Here is a 17,163-nt window from a genome sequence, read left to right as displayed (position 1 = left end):
TATTTGGATTGTCACTGCTTGCTCCAAAGTTAACATGTTGAGCAGTCCAAAATGACCGCTATATTAACCAAGGGGGTCAGTTTTTAAATGCCATTAGGGGGTCATTTTTACACTGCCGCTAACACATAAGTAAATTTATAATTGATGAAATGAATAATAGTAGTGATGATGATATCTATTATTTTTTACGTGATTTAAAGGATTTTCAATCTAGAATCAAAATACATTCTTTTGACTTTAATAAAATTAAAGATAATCAAAGATTCTTACAATTTGCATGCAAAGTCTTGAATGAAAAAGAAGGAGATCGCTTAATTTTAGATATAAAAAATCTATACTTCCAGCTCCTTTATCTGGCTTATACAATCCCTTTTTATTATGAAAATTCTAGATCAATTGAAAATATATATTATCGATTTGACAAAATATATTCAAAATTCAACAGTCACTTTAAATCACCATGCTCTGATTTTTTTGTATGGGCTAAAAAGTATATTAATGAAAACTCAGAATTTAGAAAATACAGAAGAGATGCATCACATGTATCTGAATATGAGACTTTAATTAACTCAATATTTGATATTATCTATTATGAAGATGAAAATATTCACTATGCTCTAAGAAAAAAATTATATAACGCGTGGTATCAAAAAAAGCACCGTGAGGAGAAAAAGGTGAAAAAACCTAACTATTACGCATTAACTAAAAGAGCTAGAGAAGCGTTGCTTACATTAGCTTTCAAGAATGGTCTGTCCGAAGAGCAAATGATCGAAAGACTCATCAATGAAACCTATGCCAAAGAATGCTGTTCAGTCGATGGAGAAAACCTATATTTGTAAAAATAATCTTTCCACCAGTCACACCCAATCTAGTCCATTATATAACTAAGATTGGGTTTGTGCGTGCAGACCTAATGAAAATAGGTATCTTAATAAAATTTTATTGATTTAAGCTCATATTCACTTTGCTTAAAGCACTTTTAAACTTATCCCCAATATTTGGATCATAAAAGAAATATTTAGTAAGTACTGGTTCTAATATTCCATAGAAGCCATCATCTATCATGTCATTCACTGTAAATCTAATAAGCTTATAAAAATCAAAAATACTATTATGTTGATCAAATAAGGTTCTTTCCGAAATAGCAAAGCCATACTCCTCCATTTCTTTTTTGGCTATCTCAGAACAGGTAGGTTCAGCATCTAAGATGTGGATAGGGGTCTCACGGTATAATGGTTTATTTATGTTGTTCTTTTTGACCAGCATTAGATGCCATGCTCCTAGCAAGCTAACCCAAGATGCAAGGTTGGGTTTAAAGATCGGATTATGCCCTAACCTTGCCTCCACATTAGTAAAATACCTCGACAAATCATTTTTTTTGTTTAGATCAATAGTATAGATACGCTGATAATCTACTTTTTCCAAAGCTTCCAACTTGGCGTTAGACTTAATAACTGCAATGACTTTTTCATGGTCACTTAAATTATTCAAATCTACAATCTGCGACATTTTTAAATTTGATGCCAACAGCTTATTTTTAAAAATTTCTAATTCAAGAAATAGCATAGCTCTAAAGAATAACTTATCTAACAATTCCTGAGAAATCACCTGATAGGCTTTACTATACTTCGAGACCTTTAAGATCCCCATATCAAGTAATTTTCCAAGTACTCCAATGGCAATATTGTCATATTCATAGCTTAAAAACTGACTAACTATTTTATAGCGTTCATTTCCGCTCAACGGATTTATAGGTTGTCTATCCAATATGTTCTGCAAATCTTGGGCAAATTCATCAATAGGAAAATCCGCCTTATCGACTTCTGAACGTATCTCATCATTAAAAGCAGAGATAAAATTGCTAACATCATTCTCTTGCATCTTATCCGATTTACTATAATAGGCAATATTTAAGTCTAGCCCCATCAACAGTAAATGCTTGTAGTGCTCAGCTCTCAGCCCTTTATATTTTCTTGTAGCTAAAATTAGATGAAAAGAATCATTCAACCTTTTATAAAAATCCAATTTCTCATCAGAAAAGGTTTCTAGCGAAACAATATCGTAGAAGTATAAATAATCTAATAGTTTAATAGTGTTGATTTGAATGTCTGTTAGTTTTGGCATTGAGCTGTCTATGAAGAAAAAAGTTACCCTTATTTCCTCATTATTCGTCATTTCTTTTTTTTTACAATTATTTCAGTGAATTTAGTTAGTTATACCTTAGTTGTATGACTAATGATTCAAGAATTAACTTTTGAAAGAGTGACCAAATGAACAAAGTACAAATGAATTTATCAGACTATTTATTCATGCAGTTTAAAACAATGACTCCTACTCTCGAGCAAGTAGGAGCCATGTATTATCCTCATTTAAGTAAAGCTAAATTGCTTGAAAAGGCTAGAAACATGGATTTCCCATTCCCATGCTATAGAATTGATGATAGCCAAAAAGCTCCTTACCTTATCAACCTAGCTGATTTTTCAGAGTTCCTTTCAAAGGCCCTACGAATTAATCAACCCTACATAGACACCGACATACACCAAACGTGCAAAAACAATGGTTGATGGTGGTTAAAGATGTCATACCTCACTTCCAAACAGATACGTGAAAAATTCAATATCAAAGCAGCCGCTACATTATGGAGATGGCAACAGCCAAACCAAAAAATGTTTGCGGAGCCATTCCCGCAACCCATAAAAGCAGTAAAGGGGTCTACAAGTCTTTGGGACCGAGAGCAAATAGAAACATGGGAAGCTAAATTTTTTAGAAATAATGAAAGCCTAACTAGTTAGGCTTTCCAATTTATCCCACCATTGTTTATAAGCGATTCCCATCTCTTTCTGATAATCATGGTAGTCATATGTCCCTTGCTCTCCTGGCATGGTATGACCAATCATTAACTCTGCAATATCACGCGATGTAAAACGACTAAAATGAGTACGAGCTGTACGTCTTAAATCATGCATAGACCAATGTTTCATCTCAACACCATAATGTCTTCTTGCATATTGCATGACATTATACGGTAGCTTACCTGGACCATTTTGCCCATACATCTCTTTAGTCCCATTATTCACGAACATATAGATGGAACTATTCAGCTCCATAGCCTGCTGAATAAAAGGCTCAATTTCAGGCAATATCGGTCTAAGAAGAGGTCGCTTTGTATACTTACCTGTCTTATGGTTTTCAGGTGGTACAGTCCAAATTTTGCGTTCAAAATCGAAATCCGATTTTTTTGCCATCCTCAACTCACTATATCTATTAGCATAGAAGAGACAGATTTTAATAAACAGCGCATTTTTCAACGCCATTCTAGACTCATCGCAAATTTTCCAAATTAGTGCCACTTCGTCATCTTCAAGAATTCGATCCACTTTATTCTTTTTAATGTTGAGATCACGTTTTCCAGTTATATGACGTATCGGGTTATTCTCAATCAGCCTACGATTTACGCCCCAATCTAAGCACTGTTTTGTATTTGTTAGCAGTCGATCAGTAATTGATGCAGATTTTTCAAAATGGTCTTCTAGTAACTCTAACCACATATGTAGTGTAATTTGATCTGCTGGCAGATATCCATATTTAGGAAACACATACAACTCAAAAGACCGCAATTGTTGTTGTGCATTTTTCTTATTCGGCATGCAGTATTTTTCATGCCATTCTAAATAGAGCTCCTTAAAAGTTAGTGCGTTCGTCACTTTATGAACTTCTAACTTTTTATATACTCTTGGATCATGTCCTGCCTCTAGGACACCTTTCATTTTTTGCAACTCTTGCCTAGCTTGTAATAAAGTCAAATTGGGGTAAGAACCCAAGTCTAGGCGAGCTTGCTTACCCTCGTATCTGAAGCGCATTTGAAAAGTGATCTTACCTTTAGGTGACACACGTACACTCAAGCCATCTCTATCAGGTTCGACATGTTGCTCATCCCTAGTCTTACCTAAATTCTTTTTAAGCCATGTGTCCGTAAGTGGCATTTCACACCTGTGTACAAAATTTTAAATCAGAAAAAATAACATCAAATATGTACACACTCATGTACACAAAACTTCTGAATAAACTTAATTCAACTTGAAACATGATGCAATGGGTATAAGAAAAAAAATTTATTAAAATACTGAAATTTAATAAAATATTAATTTTATTTTGAATGCTTTTGAAATGGGTTGGAATAAGATGAATTATAGTGTGTTATTTGGGTGGGAAATAATCGCGAAAGTACGTCGCTGTGCGACCTGCGCCGCTAACTCATCTTTAAAACTCATGCAAGACACCTACTGCAGAACCGCAGTGTATAAGATCAAAATGATCAATATGAAAAATTGGCGTAATTGTAGCAGATTTGAATCAAATTTTATTGATTGTTGATATGTTCTAATTTATCCACAACTGAGAATATAGTTATTTTTTCAATCTATACTTTTGCTTTTGGCTTTTCGGTTTTTCTGGAATCGTACGTTCAATCAAACCTACTTCTATGGCAGGATTCATATCGTTCTTTTGGAATGTTGCGCTATGAGTTAAACCTAACAACTGCATCAACTCAGCCAAACTATATTCATCTTGTTTCATCACTGAAATTAAACGCTGGACTTGGTCGCTCACTTGTACGCTATCTTGAGCGGTAGCATGATCGCTAGCTTAAGCCGAATGTTTAAACAGCTCTTCTAAACGCTCAACATCCATTGGTAAGCCTAATAAGTAGCCCTGTAATTGCTGACAGCCTAAACGGGTTAAAATTTCTGCTTGTAACGGCGTTTCCACCCCTTCAGCGGTCACAGTTAAACCCAGTTTAATCGCCAACTGAATAATACTTTCTAAAATTAATTCTTCTTTGCTGTCCAAACACAAATCTAAAATAAAAGCACGATCAATTTTCAACTCATCGACTGGCAATTTTTTCAAATATAAGAAACTCGAATGTCCTGTGCCAAAATCATCAATCGCCAATTGAATCCCCATTTGACGCAAACGCTCAAAACTACGAATACTCGATTCGATATGATGCATTGCTGTACTTTCAGTCACTTCAATCATCAGGTGATGGGGTTGAATCTCATAGCGTTTAAACAAGTTTTCTAAAGTCGAAAATAAGTGTTTATGTTCAAACTGCACTGCCGATAAATTCACAGCCACAGGAAATAACGGTGCACCTGATCTTTCCCAAATTTGAATTTGTTTAAAGGCTTCCTCTAACGTCCAATAGCCAATTTGAATAATCAACCCCGTCTTTTCAGCTCCTTTAATAAACATATTTGGGGTAAGTAAACCATGTACGGGGTGATACCAACGAATTAAAGCTTCTACGCCACAAATTTTATGGTCAGCGGCTTTAAACTTTGGCTGATAGAACAACGCAAATTGTTGTTGTTCAACTGCTTTATATAAATCATTAATCAACTTACTTTGGCTTTTGGCCTCAAGTAACTCCAGATCATAATTAAATATTGAACTGGTGTTACGCCCCTGATATTTAGAGGTCAGCATCGCCGCATCAGCATTCATTAAAATATCTTGCAAATTGGTGCCATGCTCTGGATACATCGCAATGCCAATACTGCCTGAAATATTAATGACCTTGCCTGCAATTAAGAAACTTTGCTGAATCAGTTCTAATATTTTTTCAGAAATGACAGTGGCTTCGGCAATGTCGGTATGTTCAATCACCAAAAGAAATTCATCGCCACCAATTCTTAATAACTGGGTATTTTCGCCCAAGTGGGATTGCACACGTTTAGACAACTGAATCAGCAATTGATCGCCAACATGATGCCCAAATACGTCATTCACCGCTTTAAAGCGGTCTAAGTCGATATACAAAAATGCAATTTTAGTGTTTTTTTGCCGATGCTCAGAAAAAAGCAATTGTGCATATTCAGCTAAATATAAACGGTTAGGCAATTTGGTCAGGTTATCTTTGACTGCCTGATTGGCCAATTCACGATTGGCTAAAGACAATTGTCTGCTTTTTTCTTCTAAGCGTAGCTCCAGCAGAGATACGCCCACCGCAGCAGCAAAAATCAAACTGGTCACTAAAATAACCACCAACAGGGCTGGCCCTTGCCCGATCTGAAAATGCCCTGATTGAGGCAAATCGGCTGTAGAGTAAAAATGCAGTGCTTCCATGCCTATATAGTGCATGGCAACAATGCTCAGACTCATGTGTACCGCAATGAAAATTTTATATTGTGCCTGACGCCCCATTCTGCACTTGGAATGAAACATAAACCAAAAGGTAAGTATTGCACCGCCAATGGCCACTAATACAGACAGCAAAACAATGGTAGGATCATAATAACTACGGTAGCCTTCTACCTGAATTCCCATCATGCCCGTATAGTGCATGCCTGAAATACCCAACCCCATCAAAATGCCGCTCAGGATCAAACGCGCCACAGGCAGGGTCGATTGCGTGGTCAGCCAAACCGCAAACGTAGAGGCGATAAATGCAATAACAAAAGATAGGGTCGTAAAGCTAAGATCAAATTGATATGGTGCAGGTAACTGGCATGCCAACATGCCCACAAAATGCATACTCCACACTGCCGCACCCAGCAGCAAACCACTCATGATTAATGCAATTTTTTTTAGTTGTTGTTGTACATTTTGAAAAAGCATTTGCCCAACAGACACTGCAAAATAGCAGGCCAATACTGAGATTGCTACCGAGCCAATTACCAAGCTCAGATCATAATGTACATGCATCATTAGATGTATCCATCTCTGTCATATTTTATTGTTTTTCGGCTACTCAATCTCACACTCTCTTATAAATAATAACTAAAAAGCAACCTGAACGACGGATTGATCTAGCAAAGACTGCATTGACTTAAGAGTCTAATACTATTCCGCTTTGGTCAATAGTCAAATATATAATATGTCATCATGAAATAATGGCAATTCAAAACTGCTAAAAATAGCTGTCTGACTCAAAGCTATATGCATCTTGTCACTTTACTTTTCGCTTTAGGATGAAAAAAACCAGCAACTTTTCGCTGCTGGTTCTATTTGATTAAGATTCTAACATTGTTTTAAGGTTGATTCGGCTCAGAAACACCTTTTTGTAACATGGCATAGTCTTGCAGCACCTGCGCTGCTTCAATCACAAAAGCTTCTTCCTCAGGTAAAGTAGGGCGTTGTGCCGCTTTCATTTTGGCACGCGCTTCTGCCAAAGCATCAATAGATGCCTGATAGCTTTCCCAATTAGCAAATGGTTTCAAACCTGTTTCCTGACGGCGTTTGTTTTCCGCAGTCAGCGTTTGTTGCTCCAAAGCCAACAACTCAGCTCTGCGTTGTTCAATATCTAACACAATGCTTTTGCGATCTTCAGTTTGTTTGGCAATTTGCTTACGTTGTTCCAAATACTGAAATTGTGGATCAAGCGTGACTCGTTGCTGTGACAATTGTCCCAACTTGGTGATATACGGCTGCACTGAACCTTCACGCTTAAATGGCGCAGTTGGAATGGTATCCCACTTCAAGGCATTTTTAGCTTTACGTTCACCAAACTCCTCGTTGTAAATATCTACCAGTTTAATGTCTGGAATCACACCCTTGTTTTGGGTACTTCCGCCTGTAATACGGTAGAACTTACGTTGGGTTAAGGTCGCCTGACCATAGGCCAAGGTGTCGAGTTGTACCTGCGCTGTACCTTTACCAGTGGTGGTGCTACCAATCACAATCCCGCGCTGATAGTCCTGAATTGCAGCAGAGTAAATTTCACTGGCCGAAGCAGAAGCGAGGTTAATCATCACTGCCAATGGGCCTGCATAAGTCTGTGCACCGCCATCGTCATCTTCAAATACGCTCACGTTGCCATTGCCATCACGAATTTGCACCACAGGGCCTGATTTGATTACTTGCCCAAGCATACGTGCCACTTCTTCCAATGAGCCGCCAGGGTTGTTACGTAAATCGACAATAATCCCTGCGACATTTTTGGCCGCCAAACTTTTCAGGGCATTGTTGGTATCTTCCGACACCGAGCGATATTCATTACCTGCACGACGCGCACGGTAATTCAAATAAAACGATGGAATTTCAATCACACCATAGGTATAAGTTTGACCATCACGTTTGATGTCAATCGTTCGTGAGCGAACTCCCGCATCTTCTTCCTGAATCACATCACGCACAATGGTCACATTACGCGCCTGATTCATCGCCGCACCCGCACCCAACAAACGCACAGTGACTTTGGTGCCACGTTTACCGCGAATCAGCCCCACAATTTCATTGCTCGGCCAACCCACAACATCCACCATTTTTTCGCCATCTTGCGCCACACCAATAATGCGGTCACCCGATTTCACCTGCCCTGTTTTACTGGCAGGGCCACCTTCAACAATGGTTTCAATTTTAGTGTAGTCTTCATTGCCTCGTTCAGGACGAATCGACACCCCAATCCCTTCAAGCTGCAAAGTCGTTTGACGATTCAGCTCCATCGCATCAACAGGTGGGAAATAATTGCTGTGCGGATCATAAGTCAGCATCATCGCATTCAAAGTTTTATCCAGCACATCATCGCTCTTTAAACGATCCATGCGCTCTAACTGACGAGTATAACGCTTAGTTAAAGTCTGCACTGGAGTCAAATCTTCTGGACTTGCCAAATCCTGACCATTGGTCAATTCAGGGTTATCTTTAATCGCTTTTTGTTTTGCCAATTCTTCTTCTTTGCTAATGGTCAGGTTAATGAGCTGCGACACCAGCATTTTTTGCCAATGCTTACGCATTTCTGCTTCAGTATTAAAGAACGGTGCTTTTTCCCGATCTGTTTCAATCGTGACATTTGGCTGTTTTAAATTTTGTGGTTTTTTCAGCTCTGCCAACATGAAATGATAAAACTGTTTTAAGCGTTCACGATACTGTGCATGAATTTGATACGGTCCAGCCAAATTGCCTGCTTTTAATGAAGCGCCAAATGTTGCTGCATATTGTTTGCGGTATTGCTCAACTTCTTTAGCCAAAAACAAAGTGTGGTCAGGGTCTAAACTGTCGATATAAAAATCAAAAATGCGCTGCGACGTCGCAGCATCTAAACGCTGATTTAAATAATGCTGACGATCGACCAAGGTCGCCAATTGACGCGAAACCAAAGCTTGTTCCTGCGTCGGCACAATACTGTTAGCAACGACAGCGGTATTATTGGCTGCAATTGCCTCGTTAATGGCGTGAGAAAAGAAAAAACCGCAAGTTGCTATTGCAACCGCACAAGCGATGGTTTGAAGTTTCATAAAAATATTTACGTCCTTGGTTTTTGACCAATCTCTGCTTTTCACAATGAATTGAGCAGATTCAAAATCTTATACAACTTAATTTGGGTCTGTCGTGTAGTTTTATCATAATCTGTGCTGTCAAAATGTAGCAAATCATTGCAAAATTCAGGTATTGTTTTTTTATTGATAAAAATCGAATACGGACACCCAATATGATTGGCGCATTGATGCTCGACATCGCTGGCACAGAACTTACTCAAGAAGATATTGAACTATTAAGCGCTCCGCAAGTCGGTGGAGTCATTTTATTTGCCCGAAATATCCAATCTCCTGCGCAAGTACGCGCCTTGACCGACCACATGCGTCAGGTACGCCCTGATATTTTAATTGCAGTCGATCAGGAAGGCGGACGCGTACAACGCTTAAAACAAGGTTTTACCCTATTGCCTGCTATGGGTAGATTTGGCGAGTTATACCAAAACGAACCTGAACGTGCCTTAGATTTAGCCGAAGAATGTGGCTGGTTGATGGCCACCGAAGTATTAGCCGTAGGCATTGATTTTAGTTTTGCACCCGTTTTAGATTTAAATGACATCAGTGATGTCATTGGAGATCGTGCTTTTGCTGCGCGTCCTGTCGATATTATTGCTTTGGCAGATGCTTTTTTACGTGGAATGCATCGTGCAGGAATGGCAACCACAGGCAAACACTTTCCTGGACATGGATCGGTTAAAGCAGACTCTCACGTTGCTGCCGCGATAGATTCACGTTCTTTTGCCGAAATTCAACAACAGGATATGCAAACCTTTATCCAACTGCAAAATCAACTGGATGCGCTCATGCCTGCGCATGTCATTTATGATCAGGTCGATCCGAACCCTGCAGGTTTTTCTGAATTTTGGTTACAGCAAGTGCTTCGCAAAGACTTGGACTATGATGGTGTACTCTTTTCGGATGATTTAAGCATGCAGGGGGCTTGTGTAGCAGGCGATGCCGATGCACGTATTCATGCCGCTTTGCTTGCAGGCTGTGACATGGGATTGGTCTGCAACAACCGTGCAGCACAACGATTGGCTTTAAATGCAATTGCCGATTTACCCTTGCCGAATCAGGCACGTTTAGAACGCATGCGCGGTAAAATCCCTGAGCCTAATGCGGAGTTTAACATTACTGAAGTTTTGGATTTAGGCGATGAATGGCGAAGCGTCCGTGATCGTATTTTGGCATTTAAAGAACAAAGTGCCGCGCTACTGGCAGCACAAACTAGTCACGACCCGACCAATTATTCAAGTACCACTAAAAACGCTGCGACTTGAGATCACTACAAACTAACTAGGGTCTGTTGACAATTCGTCTATGTTTGCGACGTGAGAGATATATCTCGCAAGATTTTTTAGCTGATATAAGGCATGGGACAGGAAATTTAGTCATTCTAAATGACTGGCACATAACGCAATAGCAGCAAAAAATATGCTCGTCCTGAAAGGCTGTGGCTAAAACTTTCTCAGATTGCGTTATGGAACTTGAAAATAGGTCCACTATTCCCTGCGTTTTATGCCTGATTTGCTCAGTTTTAGCCTACAGCGCAAGCCATTTATGAAATGTCAACAGACCCTATACGCCTTCACTTTTTCACAGCATTTATACGACAAAGGAACACGACAGCTTGTTCCTTTTTGATTATGATAAACTTATTCTATTTTGAGTATATGCCTGACACCGCAGCTTGAGTGTCAAAGCATGCCTAAAAAGACAACGACCACCATACAAACAATTAAGGTCTATACGAAAATGACAAAAACATTGCTGAACAGCAAAATCACGACAGAAAAAAGGACTGAAATGCACAACTCGGATGCCAAGCCAACTCGCTCAGACACGACTGTATTGTCCAAACATCGGCATATTTCTTTTACCGCACATTATACGGGATATATCTGGTATCAAAGGGGGATTTCACATCCTGTATTTGCGACCCGAAAAGGCAAGTTTTTAGCCAAATTGGTACATCCTTTAGAAAACTGGGCAGAACGTCATGTGGGCGGCAGTATGCGCAGCACCCTCAAACAACGTCACCAAATGATTGATGCACACTTAACCGCACTGATTCAGCAACATCCGCAATTACAAGTGCTCGAAATTGCATCTGGGCTGTCACCACGCAGCTGGAACTTTCGACAAAAATATCCTGAACTGAATTACCGTGAACTGGATTTGCCTGATATGGCGCAAATTAAAACTCAAGCGTTACGACAAATTGACCACGACGCACCTGAAGTTCTCACCGCCGATATTTTTAGTGAATCCTTTCAACAGGCCTTTGAATATTTTGATCACTCGCAGCCCTTAGTAATTATTAGTGAAGGTTTAATTAACTACTTCAGCAAAGACATGCTACAACAGCTGTTAAATGGCATGTGTAACTACACCCAAGACTTTCCAGAACTGCATTATTTAACCGATATTTACCCTGAACCCGTCAAAAACAAGCTCGCCAATTTTATTTGGAACTGCAGCCGATTATTGAAATTTATGTCACGCAGTGCTTTCACCTTTCACTTTCAATCTCCGCAGGAATTAACTCAGTTTTTTCAAAATGCAGGTTTTGAGCAAGTGCAGCTACAACAACCACAACTGTATTTTTCCAACAGCTCTTTAGAAAAAACAACCGCAGAACATTTAGGCGATTTAGTCTGGATGGTTCATGCCTACAAAAAAAATAGCGTGGTTTAACACGCTATTTTGATTCTATTTTCTTTGGATAATTTTAAACCAAGCACTGATTTTATCTACTAACGGGCATATTCCAAATTTTGTGCAGCCGCTTTTTGACGTTCCACATAACGCAACAAACGCTCTGCCACCTCAAAACTACCATGCTTAAATAATGCGCGTAGTTGCTGCCCTTGGCTTTCAAAAATTAAACATTCAATGCTAAAACTGCCTTCCTCATCCTGTAATTCTAAGGCCATATCTCGTTCAAACTGTGCTGCTTGTGCCGCCAACGCAGCATTTTCAAAATCAAGCAATACACCAAAGAAGTTTAAATCGACAATGTGCGTAGCAATTTTCAAATCAGAATGACGATACTGCAAATGACTTTGCGGATTTTGCACCCGAATACGCGCTTCTCCACGGCGTTCCATCGTCAATAGTTGCGCACGTGTCATTGGAATAATGCCATCTAAGTCCTGAATAGATTCATCGCTTAAAAAGGTCGCAAATAAATTCATGGTTTCTTTACGGCGCTGTAATTGCGGCACATGATCTGCATTGGCAATCATGGCAAATTCCATGTTCGGGCACTGTAAGGCAAAATTGGCATTTTCATGCGGCAAGGTAAAACTGTCATATTGCCCACACGCCACCAAAACCTTACATTGCGGAATAGGCACATTGGTTAACCGCAATAAACGGTTGCAGTTCACATCGTAGCGATCTTGCTCTGTAGCGGTAAAGTCGGCCATTTGTCGGTAAAACAAACGCTTTGCAGTCGGTGACATGCGAGTTTGTTCCATTTTGGCATGATTGACCAAGTATAAAATCACCGCCTGACCAAATTCATCCATGCGCTGCTCTTTCATTAAATGCAGTGATTCTTCAAGCAACATGCGCCAACTTTTACGGGTCTTTTGCATAACCCCCATTAAAATCATGCGATCAATCAATTCAGGACGCTGATCTGCTAGACACGATGCCACCACCGAACCCAATGACATGCCCATGACGGATACTTTATCTAAGCCGACAATATCCAGCCAATCACCCAACATCTGACCTAAATCATGCAGTTCTAGCGTTCCTGCCGACTCACCTGTTTCCACATTGGTCATTTGCTGATTGGCGCCCATAGATGGCATATCAATTAAAATGATTGGCCCTGCACGAAAAAGCTGCTCGACACAATATTTATATGAATTAAAGTTTTGGAATGCACCACCAATAATCACAATTGGAGTTAAATGTGCGGTTTCTGGCTGAGCAATTGCCATGTATTCCACTTTCCAGCCGTTGATCCAAGTGGTACGAGCGGGTTGTTTAAAGCTGTGTTTATCGTAAATATCAAAAAAACAGACATGCGAACTTGCGTCCTGTACATCCGTGTCCATCTGGATCATGGAATTCATATTCCTTACCTCCATGCGCATTTTATTTTTATTGTGCAAGTGTTCGTCATTGAACGATTACCCACTTATCTGAATTAAAGTGGCATCCTGCTTATTGTTGTGAATGACATCAATGTCGTTATCGCATCATTCTATACAGGTGCTGATTTTATACGCAACATTTTCTATGACCGCTCATCTACTTTTAAATCATAAAGCATTTCAAAATATTAATTTTTGTGATGAAAGCATTGAAAAATATGAAAAGATTGAACAATTTAGTCGATTTTCCGCTGAGACGCTTCATTGTGCAGGCACAGACTGTTAATATCGAGTTGAAATTTCTAAGTGATCAAACCGCTATGCAAGAGTCTATTGAACAATATATGCAAACGGTAGGACAACAAGCACGCCAAGCCTCTCGTGTCTTAGCAAGCGCTTCTACCCAATCTAAAAACAATGCGTTATCGGCTATTTATACGGCATTGGAAAATAGCGAGTCCGCTATTTTAGCTGCCAACCAAATTGATATGACCAAAGGTCGTAACAACAACTTGGATAGCGCACTGCTTGATCGCTTAGAACTTAACCCCGCACGCTTTAAAGGCATGTTACAAGGTCTGAAAGATGTGATTGGTCTCATGGATCCAATTGGTGAAATTACCGATATGGCTTACCGTCCATCTGGTATTCAATTGGGCAAAATGCGTGTACCGCTAGGTGTGGTGGGCATGATTTACGAATCACGTCCAAACGTAACCCTTGAAGCTGCGTCTTTGGCATTAAAATCAGGCAATGCGATTATTTTACGTGGTGGTTCTGAAGCACTGGAATCTAACCAAGCGATTGCTGCCGCGATTCAACACGGCTTAAAAGCATCAGGCTTGCCAGAAACATCGGTGCAAGTGATTAACACCTCAGACCGTGCTGCCGTTGGGCAATTAATTACCATGTCTGAATATGTAGATGTAATTGTGCCACGTGGCGGTAAAAGTCTGATTGAACGCATCAGCAATGAAGCGCGTATTCCAGTGATTAAACATTTGGATGGTAACTGTCACGTATTTGTAGAAGCACAGGCCGATTTACAAAAAGCCCTGCCTATTGCCCTGAATGCAAAAACTCACCGTTATGGCGTCTGTAATGCCATGGAAACATTGTTGGTCGATGAGGCTGTTGCCGCACAATTCTTGCCACGTATTGCCGAGCTATATGCAGAAAAACAAGTCGAATTACGCGGCTGTCCTGCAACCCAAAAGATTTTGGGTACAAGTGTTAAAACAGCAACCGAAGAAGATTGGTACACCGAATATTTAGGCCCAATTTTGGCAGTTAAAGTGGTTTCAGGAATTGATGAGGCAATTGAACATATCAATAAATATGGTTCACATCATACTGATGCCATTATTACTGAAAACTTTAGTTTGGCGCGTCAATTCTTGGCTGCGGTAGATTCTAGTTCAGTCATGATTAACGCTTCTACACGCTTTGCTGATGGTTTTGAATATGGTTTAGGTGCTGAAATTGGAATCTCTACCGATAAAATTCATACCCGTGGCCCTGTCGGTTTGGAAGGTTTAACCTCACAAAAATGGATCGTGTTTGGCGATGGTCAAATCCGCCAATAAAATCCATCTGTAATTTTGCAATATCCAAATATAATGTTCAGTTTCACAGGAAGCTGAACATTATTCCCTTCTATTTTTTAGACATTGTTTTAAGACACAGTTCCACTACACATTTCTGCCTCACGCTCACTTAAAATAAAAACACCATCAAGATTAGAAAAATCATCAAAAAGAGTGGCGATGCTTATGTTTTATTATTTGATTATTAGTACCTTTGCTTTAGCACTGTTGGTGTCGTTCATTGTCATGCGTCTGTTTTCCAGCTCCATCAATGCAATTTTGGCGCGTATCATCCACGACCCAATTCATGAAGCATGGGCAAAGTACACCAAATTTGCTGGCATGGTGGTCGGCACATCTTCAGGCATTCGTATTTACGATATGGAAAAATACATTACCCCACTCACCTATGCCGAAAATAACAAAAGAATTGTGATTGAACTGACGCAAGAACGCTGGGTATTGGAAATTTACCGCACCATTATTGAAACCTTACAAGGCTTGGCGTGGATGATGTTGGTGTTTTTTATGGTGGCACTGATTGCTTATGTGATTGTCCGTTGGTCGGAAATTAAATACGCTGCCAAATCAAAATAAACCGACAAAGATTGAGGAAATAATTTAAAACAGTTTGCCACTCGCCTGCAGAATGAAGTGTGCTATGTTAAGAGAATACAACAGGAATTAAGCAGAAATTTTAGACCATCATTTCATGAAAAAATGAAAGTTTTGGGCTGATAAATTTTAATTATTTCTGATTTCATGGTCGATAATGCTTAAGTCTAATCTCCTAAAGTCTATCTAGGAGCAATAAAAAACCCATGATAAAACATACGTAATGATCAAGATTGCAACACAATAGATTGCCGTTTGCCATATCTTGCAATGCAGCTTGATTCACTAGGGATAACTTCAATTAGAATTCGGGTACATAAACGTGACTACATCAGTATTAGTGATTAACTGCGGATCTTCTTCTATTAAATATGCACTCGTGTCTGAGCGCCGCGAAGATCGTATTTTTGGTTTGGCAGAAAATCTAGGTTCTGCTGATGCACGCATTAAAGGTGTTACCGTCGGTGGTGAACCTCTCGAACTTTCTATTCCACATGCTGACCACGAAAAAGCATTGGAAACAATTTTAGGCCGCTTGTCTCAATATAAGCCTCAAGCCATTGGTCACCGCGTTGTACACGGCGGTACTTTGACCAAAGCAGAATTATTAACAGAAGAAATTGTTCAACGTATTCGTGAAGCAACTCCGCTTGCTCCGTTACATAACCCAGCACACTTGGTGGGTATTGAAGCAACGATGCGTTTGTTCCCAGAGCTTCCGCAAGTTGCTGTATTTGATACTGCATTCCACCAAACTATGCCTGCACACGCTTACCGTTATGCAGTACCTAAATTCTTATATACCGACCACAACGTACGTCGTTATGGCTTCCACGGTACAAGCCATGCGTATGTTTCAGAGCGTGGTTCAGAATTGGCAGGTAGCTTTAAACAAGGTGGCTGGTTAACAGCTCACTTAGGTAACGGTAGCTCAACTTGTGCGATCTGGAATGGTCAAAGTGTAGATACTTCTATGGGCCTAACCCCACTTGAAGGTTTGGTGATGGGTACCCGTAGTGGTGATGTAGATCCAAGCTTACACAGCTTCCTTGCAAGCAACTTGGGTTGGGACATCTACAAAATTGACAAGATGCTAAACAGCCAAAGTGGTTTACTAGGCTTGTCAGGTTTATCGAACGACATGCGTACTTTAATTGAAGCATCTGAACAAGGTAATGAAGATGCAACGCTTGCCATTGAAGTATTCTGCTACCGTTTAGCTAAATCTTTAGCTGCGCTTAGCTGTGGTTTACCACGCTTAGACGGCTTGTTCTTCACTGGTGGTATTGGTGAAAACTCTGCTTATATCCGTGAAAAAACAGTATCTTACTTACCGCACTTCGGTTTTAACTTCAGCAAAGAGCGTAACGACAACTTAAAACGTGGTACTGAAGGTCGTATCGATGCTGGTACTGGCCCACAAATTTGGGTTGTACCAACTGACGAAGAAGGTCGTATCGCTAAAGAAACTGCGCACGTTGCTGAGGAGCTAAAGTCAGCTGGAAAAAAGTCTGAATGTGATGCTGCGATTGCTTAAGCAATCGTAGTATCCAGTGTGCCTTCAATAAATTCCTAAATGATTTAGAAAAA

General features: G+C 39.8%; 12 protein-coding genes and 2 pseudogenes. 7 read left to right on the top strand and 7 right to left on the bottom strand.

The features are described from left to right. Positions 1-149: 149 nt before the first annotated feature. On the top strand, positions 150-839 hold the full coding sequence (locus HYG89_RS14015; protein ID WP_256734017.1) for a hypothetical protein: 690 nt from the start codon (positions 150-152) through the stop codon (positions 837-839). Between the two features lie 100 nt (positions 840-939). Here HYG89_RS14015 and HYG89_RS14010 read toward each other — a convergent pair whose 3' ends face one another. Next, the gene (locus tag HYG89_RS14010) at positions 940-2,124 is read right to left on the bottom strand and encodes a hypothetical protein (protein ID WP_178868019.1); all 1,185 of its coding nucleotides are present in this window, start codon (positions 2,122-2,124) and stop codon (positions 940-942) included. A 146-nt stretch (positions 2,125-2,270) separates the two neighbouring features. Here HYG89_RS14010 and HYG89_RS14005 point away from each other — a divergent pair, with 146 nt between their 5' ends. Beyond that, complete coding sequence (locus HYG89_RS14005) at positions 2,271-2,564, top strand: pyocin activator PrtN family protein (RefSeq protein ID WP_178868017.1); 294 nt, start codon at positions 2,271-2,273, stop codon at positions 2,562-2,564. 216 nt (positions 2,565-2,780) lie between these two features. On the opposite strand, the gene HYG89_RS14000 is transcribed toward HYG89_RS14005, so the two are convergent. From HYG89_RS14000 to HYG89_RS13985, 5 genes and pseudogenes are all read right to left on the bottom strand, one after another. Continuing rightward, a complete protein-coding gene (locus HYG89_RS14000) occupies positions 2,781-3,983 on the bottom strand; it encodes a site-specific integrase (RefSeq protein WP_178868015.1) in 1,203 nt (400 codons plus the stop codon). A gap of 216 nt (positions 3,984-4,199) precedes the next feature. Beyond that, a pseudogene (locus HYG89_RS16100) lies at positions 4,200-4,271 on the bottom strand (hypothetical protein); the annotation flags it as partial. Between the two features lie 136 nt (positions 4,272-4,407). Next, a pseudogene (locus tag HYG89_RS13995) lies at positions 4,408-4,644 on the bottom strand (Fic family protein); the annotation flags it as partial. Positions 4,645-4,647: 3 nt separating this feature from the next. Next, positions 4,648-6,714 carry a bifunctional diguanylate cyclase/phosphodiesterase gene (locus HYG89_RS13990; RefSeq protein ID WP_178868013.1) on the bottom strand — a complete coding sequence of 689 codons (2,067 nt, stop codon included), beginning with the start codon at positions 6,712-6,714 and terminating at the stop codon, positions 4,648-4,650. Between the two features lie 323 nt (positions 6,715-7,037). Further along, positions 7,038-9,242, bottom strand: a complete 2,205-nt coding sequence (locus HYG89_RS13985; RefSeq protein ID WP_178868012.1) for a carboxy terminal-processing peptidase — start codon at positions 9,240-9,242, stop codon at positions 7,038-7,040. A 194-nt stretch (positions 9,243-9,436) separates the two neighbouring features. On the opposite strand from HYG89_RS13985, the gene nagZ reads away from it, so the two are divergent. Then, entirely contained in the window at positions 9,437-10,540 is a 1,104-nt protein-coding gene (gene nagZ / locus HYG89_RS13980) for a beta-N-acetylhexosaminidase (RefSeq protein WP_178868010.1), read from the top strand. A gap of 526 nt (positions 10,541-11,066) precedes the next feature. Next, positions 11,067-11,957, top strand: a complete 891-nt coding sequence (locus tag HYG89_RS13975; protein ID WP_178868021.1) for a class I SAM-dependent methyltransferase — start codon at positions 11,067-11,069, stop codon at positions 11,955-11,957. Positions 11,958-12,016: 59 nt separating this feature from the next. Here the strand turns inward: HYG89_RS13975 and HYG89_RS13970 are convergent, their stop codons facing one another. After that, the gene (locus HYG89_RS13970; RefSeq protein ID WP_004974874.1) at positions 12,017-13,351 is read right to left on the bottom strand and encodes an alpha/beta fold hydrolase; all 1,335 of its coding nucleotides are present in this window, start codon (positions 13,349-13,351) and stop codon (positions 12,017-12,019) included. A 341-nt stretch (positions 13,352-13,692) separates the two neighbouring features. Here HYG89_RS13970 and HYG89_RS13965 point away from each other — a divergent pair, with 341 nt between their 5' ends. The 3 genes from HYG89_RS13965 to HYG89_RS13955 all read left to right on the top strand — a co-directional run bounded on the left by HYG89_RS13965 (position 13,693) and on the right by HYG89_RS13955 (position 17,110). Continuing rightward, the gene (locus HYG89_RS13965) at positions 13,693-14,958 is read left to right on the top strand and encodes a glutamate-5-semialdehyde dehydrogenase (RefSeq protein WP_096901406.1); all 1,266 of its coding nucleotides are present in this window, start codon (positions 13,693-13,695) and stop codon (positions 14,956-14,958) included. Positions 14,959-15,144: 186 nt separating this feature from the next. Then, positions 15,145-15,555, top strand: a complete 411-nt coding sequence (locus HYG89_RS13960) for a hypothetical protein (protein ID WP_178868008.1) — start codon at positions 15,145-15,147, stop codon at positions 15,553-15,555. A 340-nt stretch (positions 15,556-15,895) separates the two neighbouring features. Next, entirely contained in the window at positions 15,896-17,110 is a 1,215-nt protein-coding gene (locus HYG89_RS13955) for an acetate/propionate family kinase (protein WP_168417900.1), read from the top strand. Positions 17,111-17,163 lie beyond the last annotated feature (53 nt).

It is taken from the genome of Acinetobacter sp. SwsAc5 (assembly GCF_013391485.1).
Classification (GTDB): domain Bacteria; phylum Pseudomonadota; class Gammaproteobacteria; order Pseudomonadales; family Moraxellaceae; genus Acinetobacter; species Acinetobacter towneri.
This window is presented reverse-complemented; position numbering and strand designations above follow the sequence as displayed.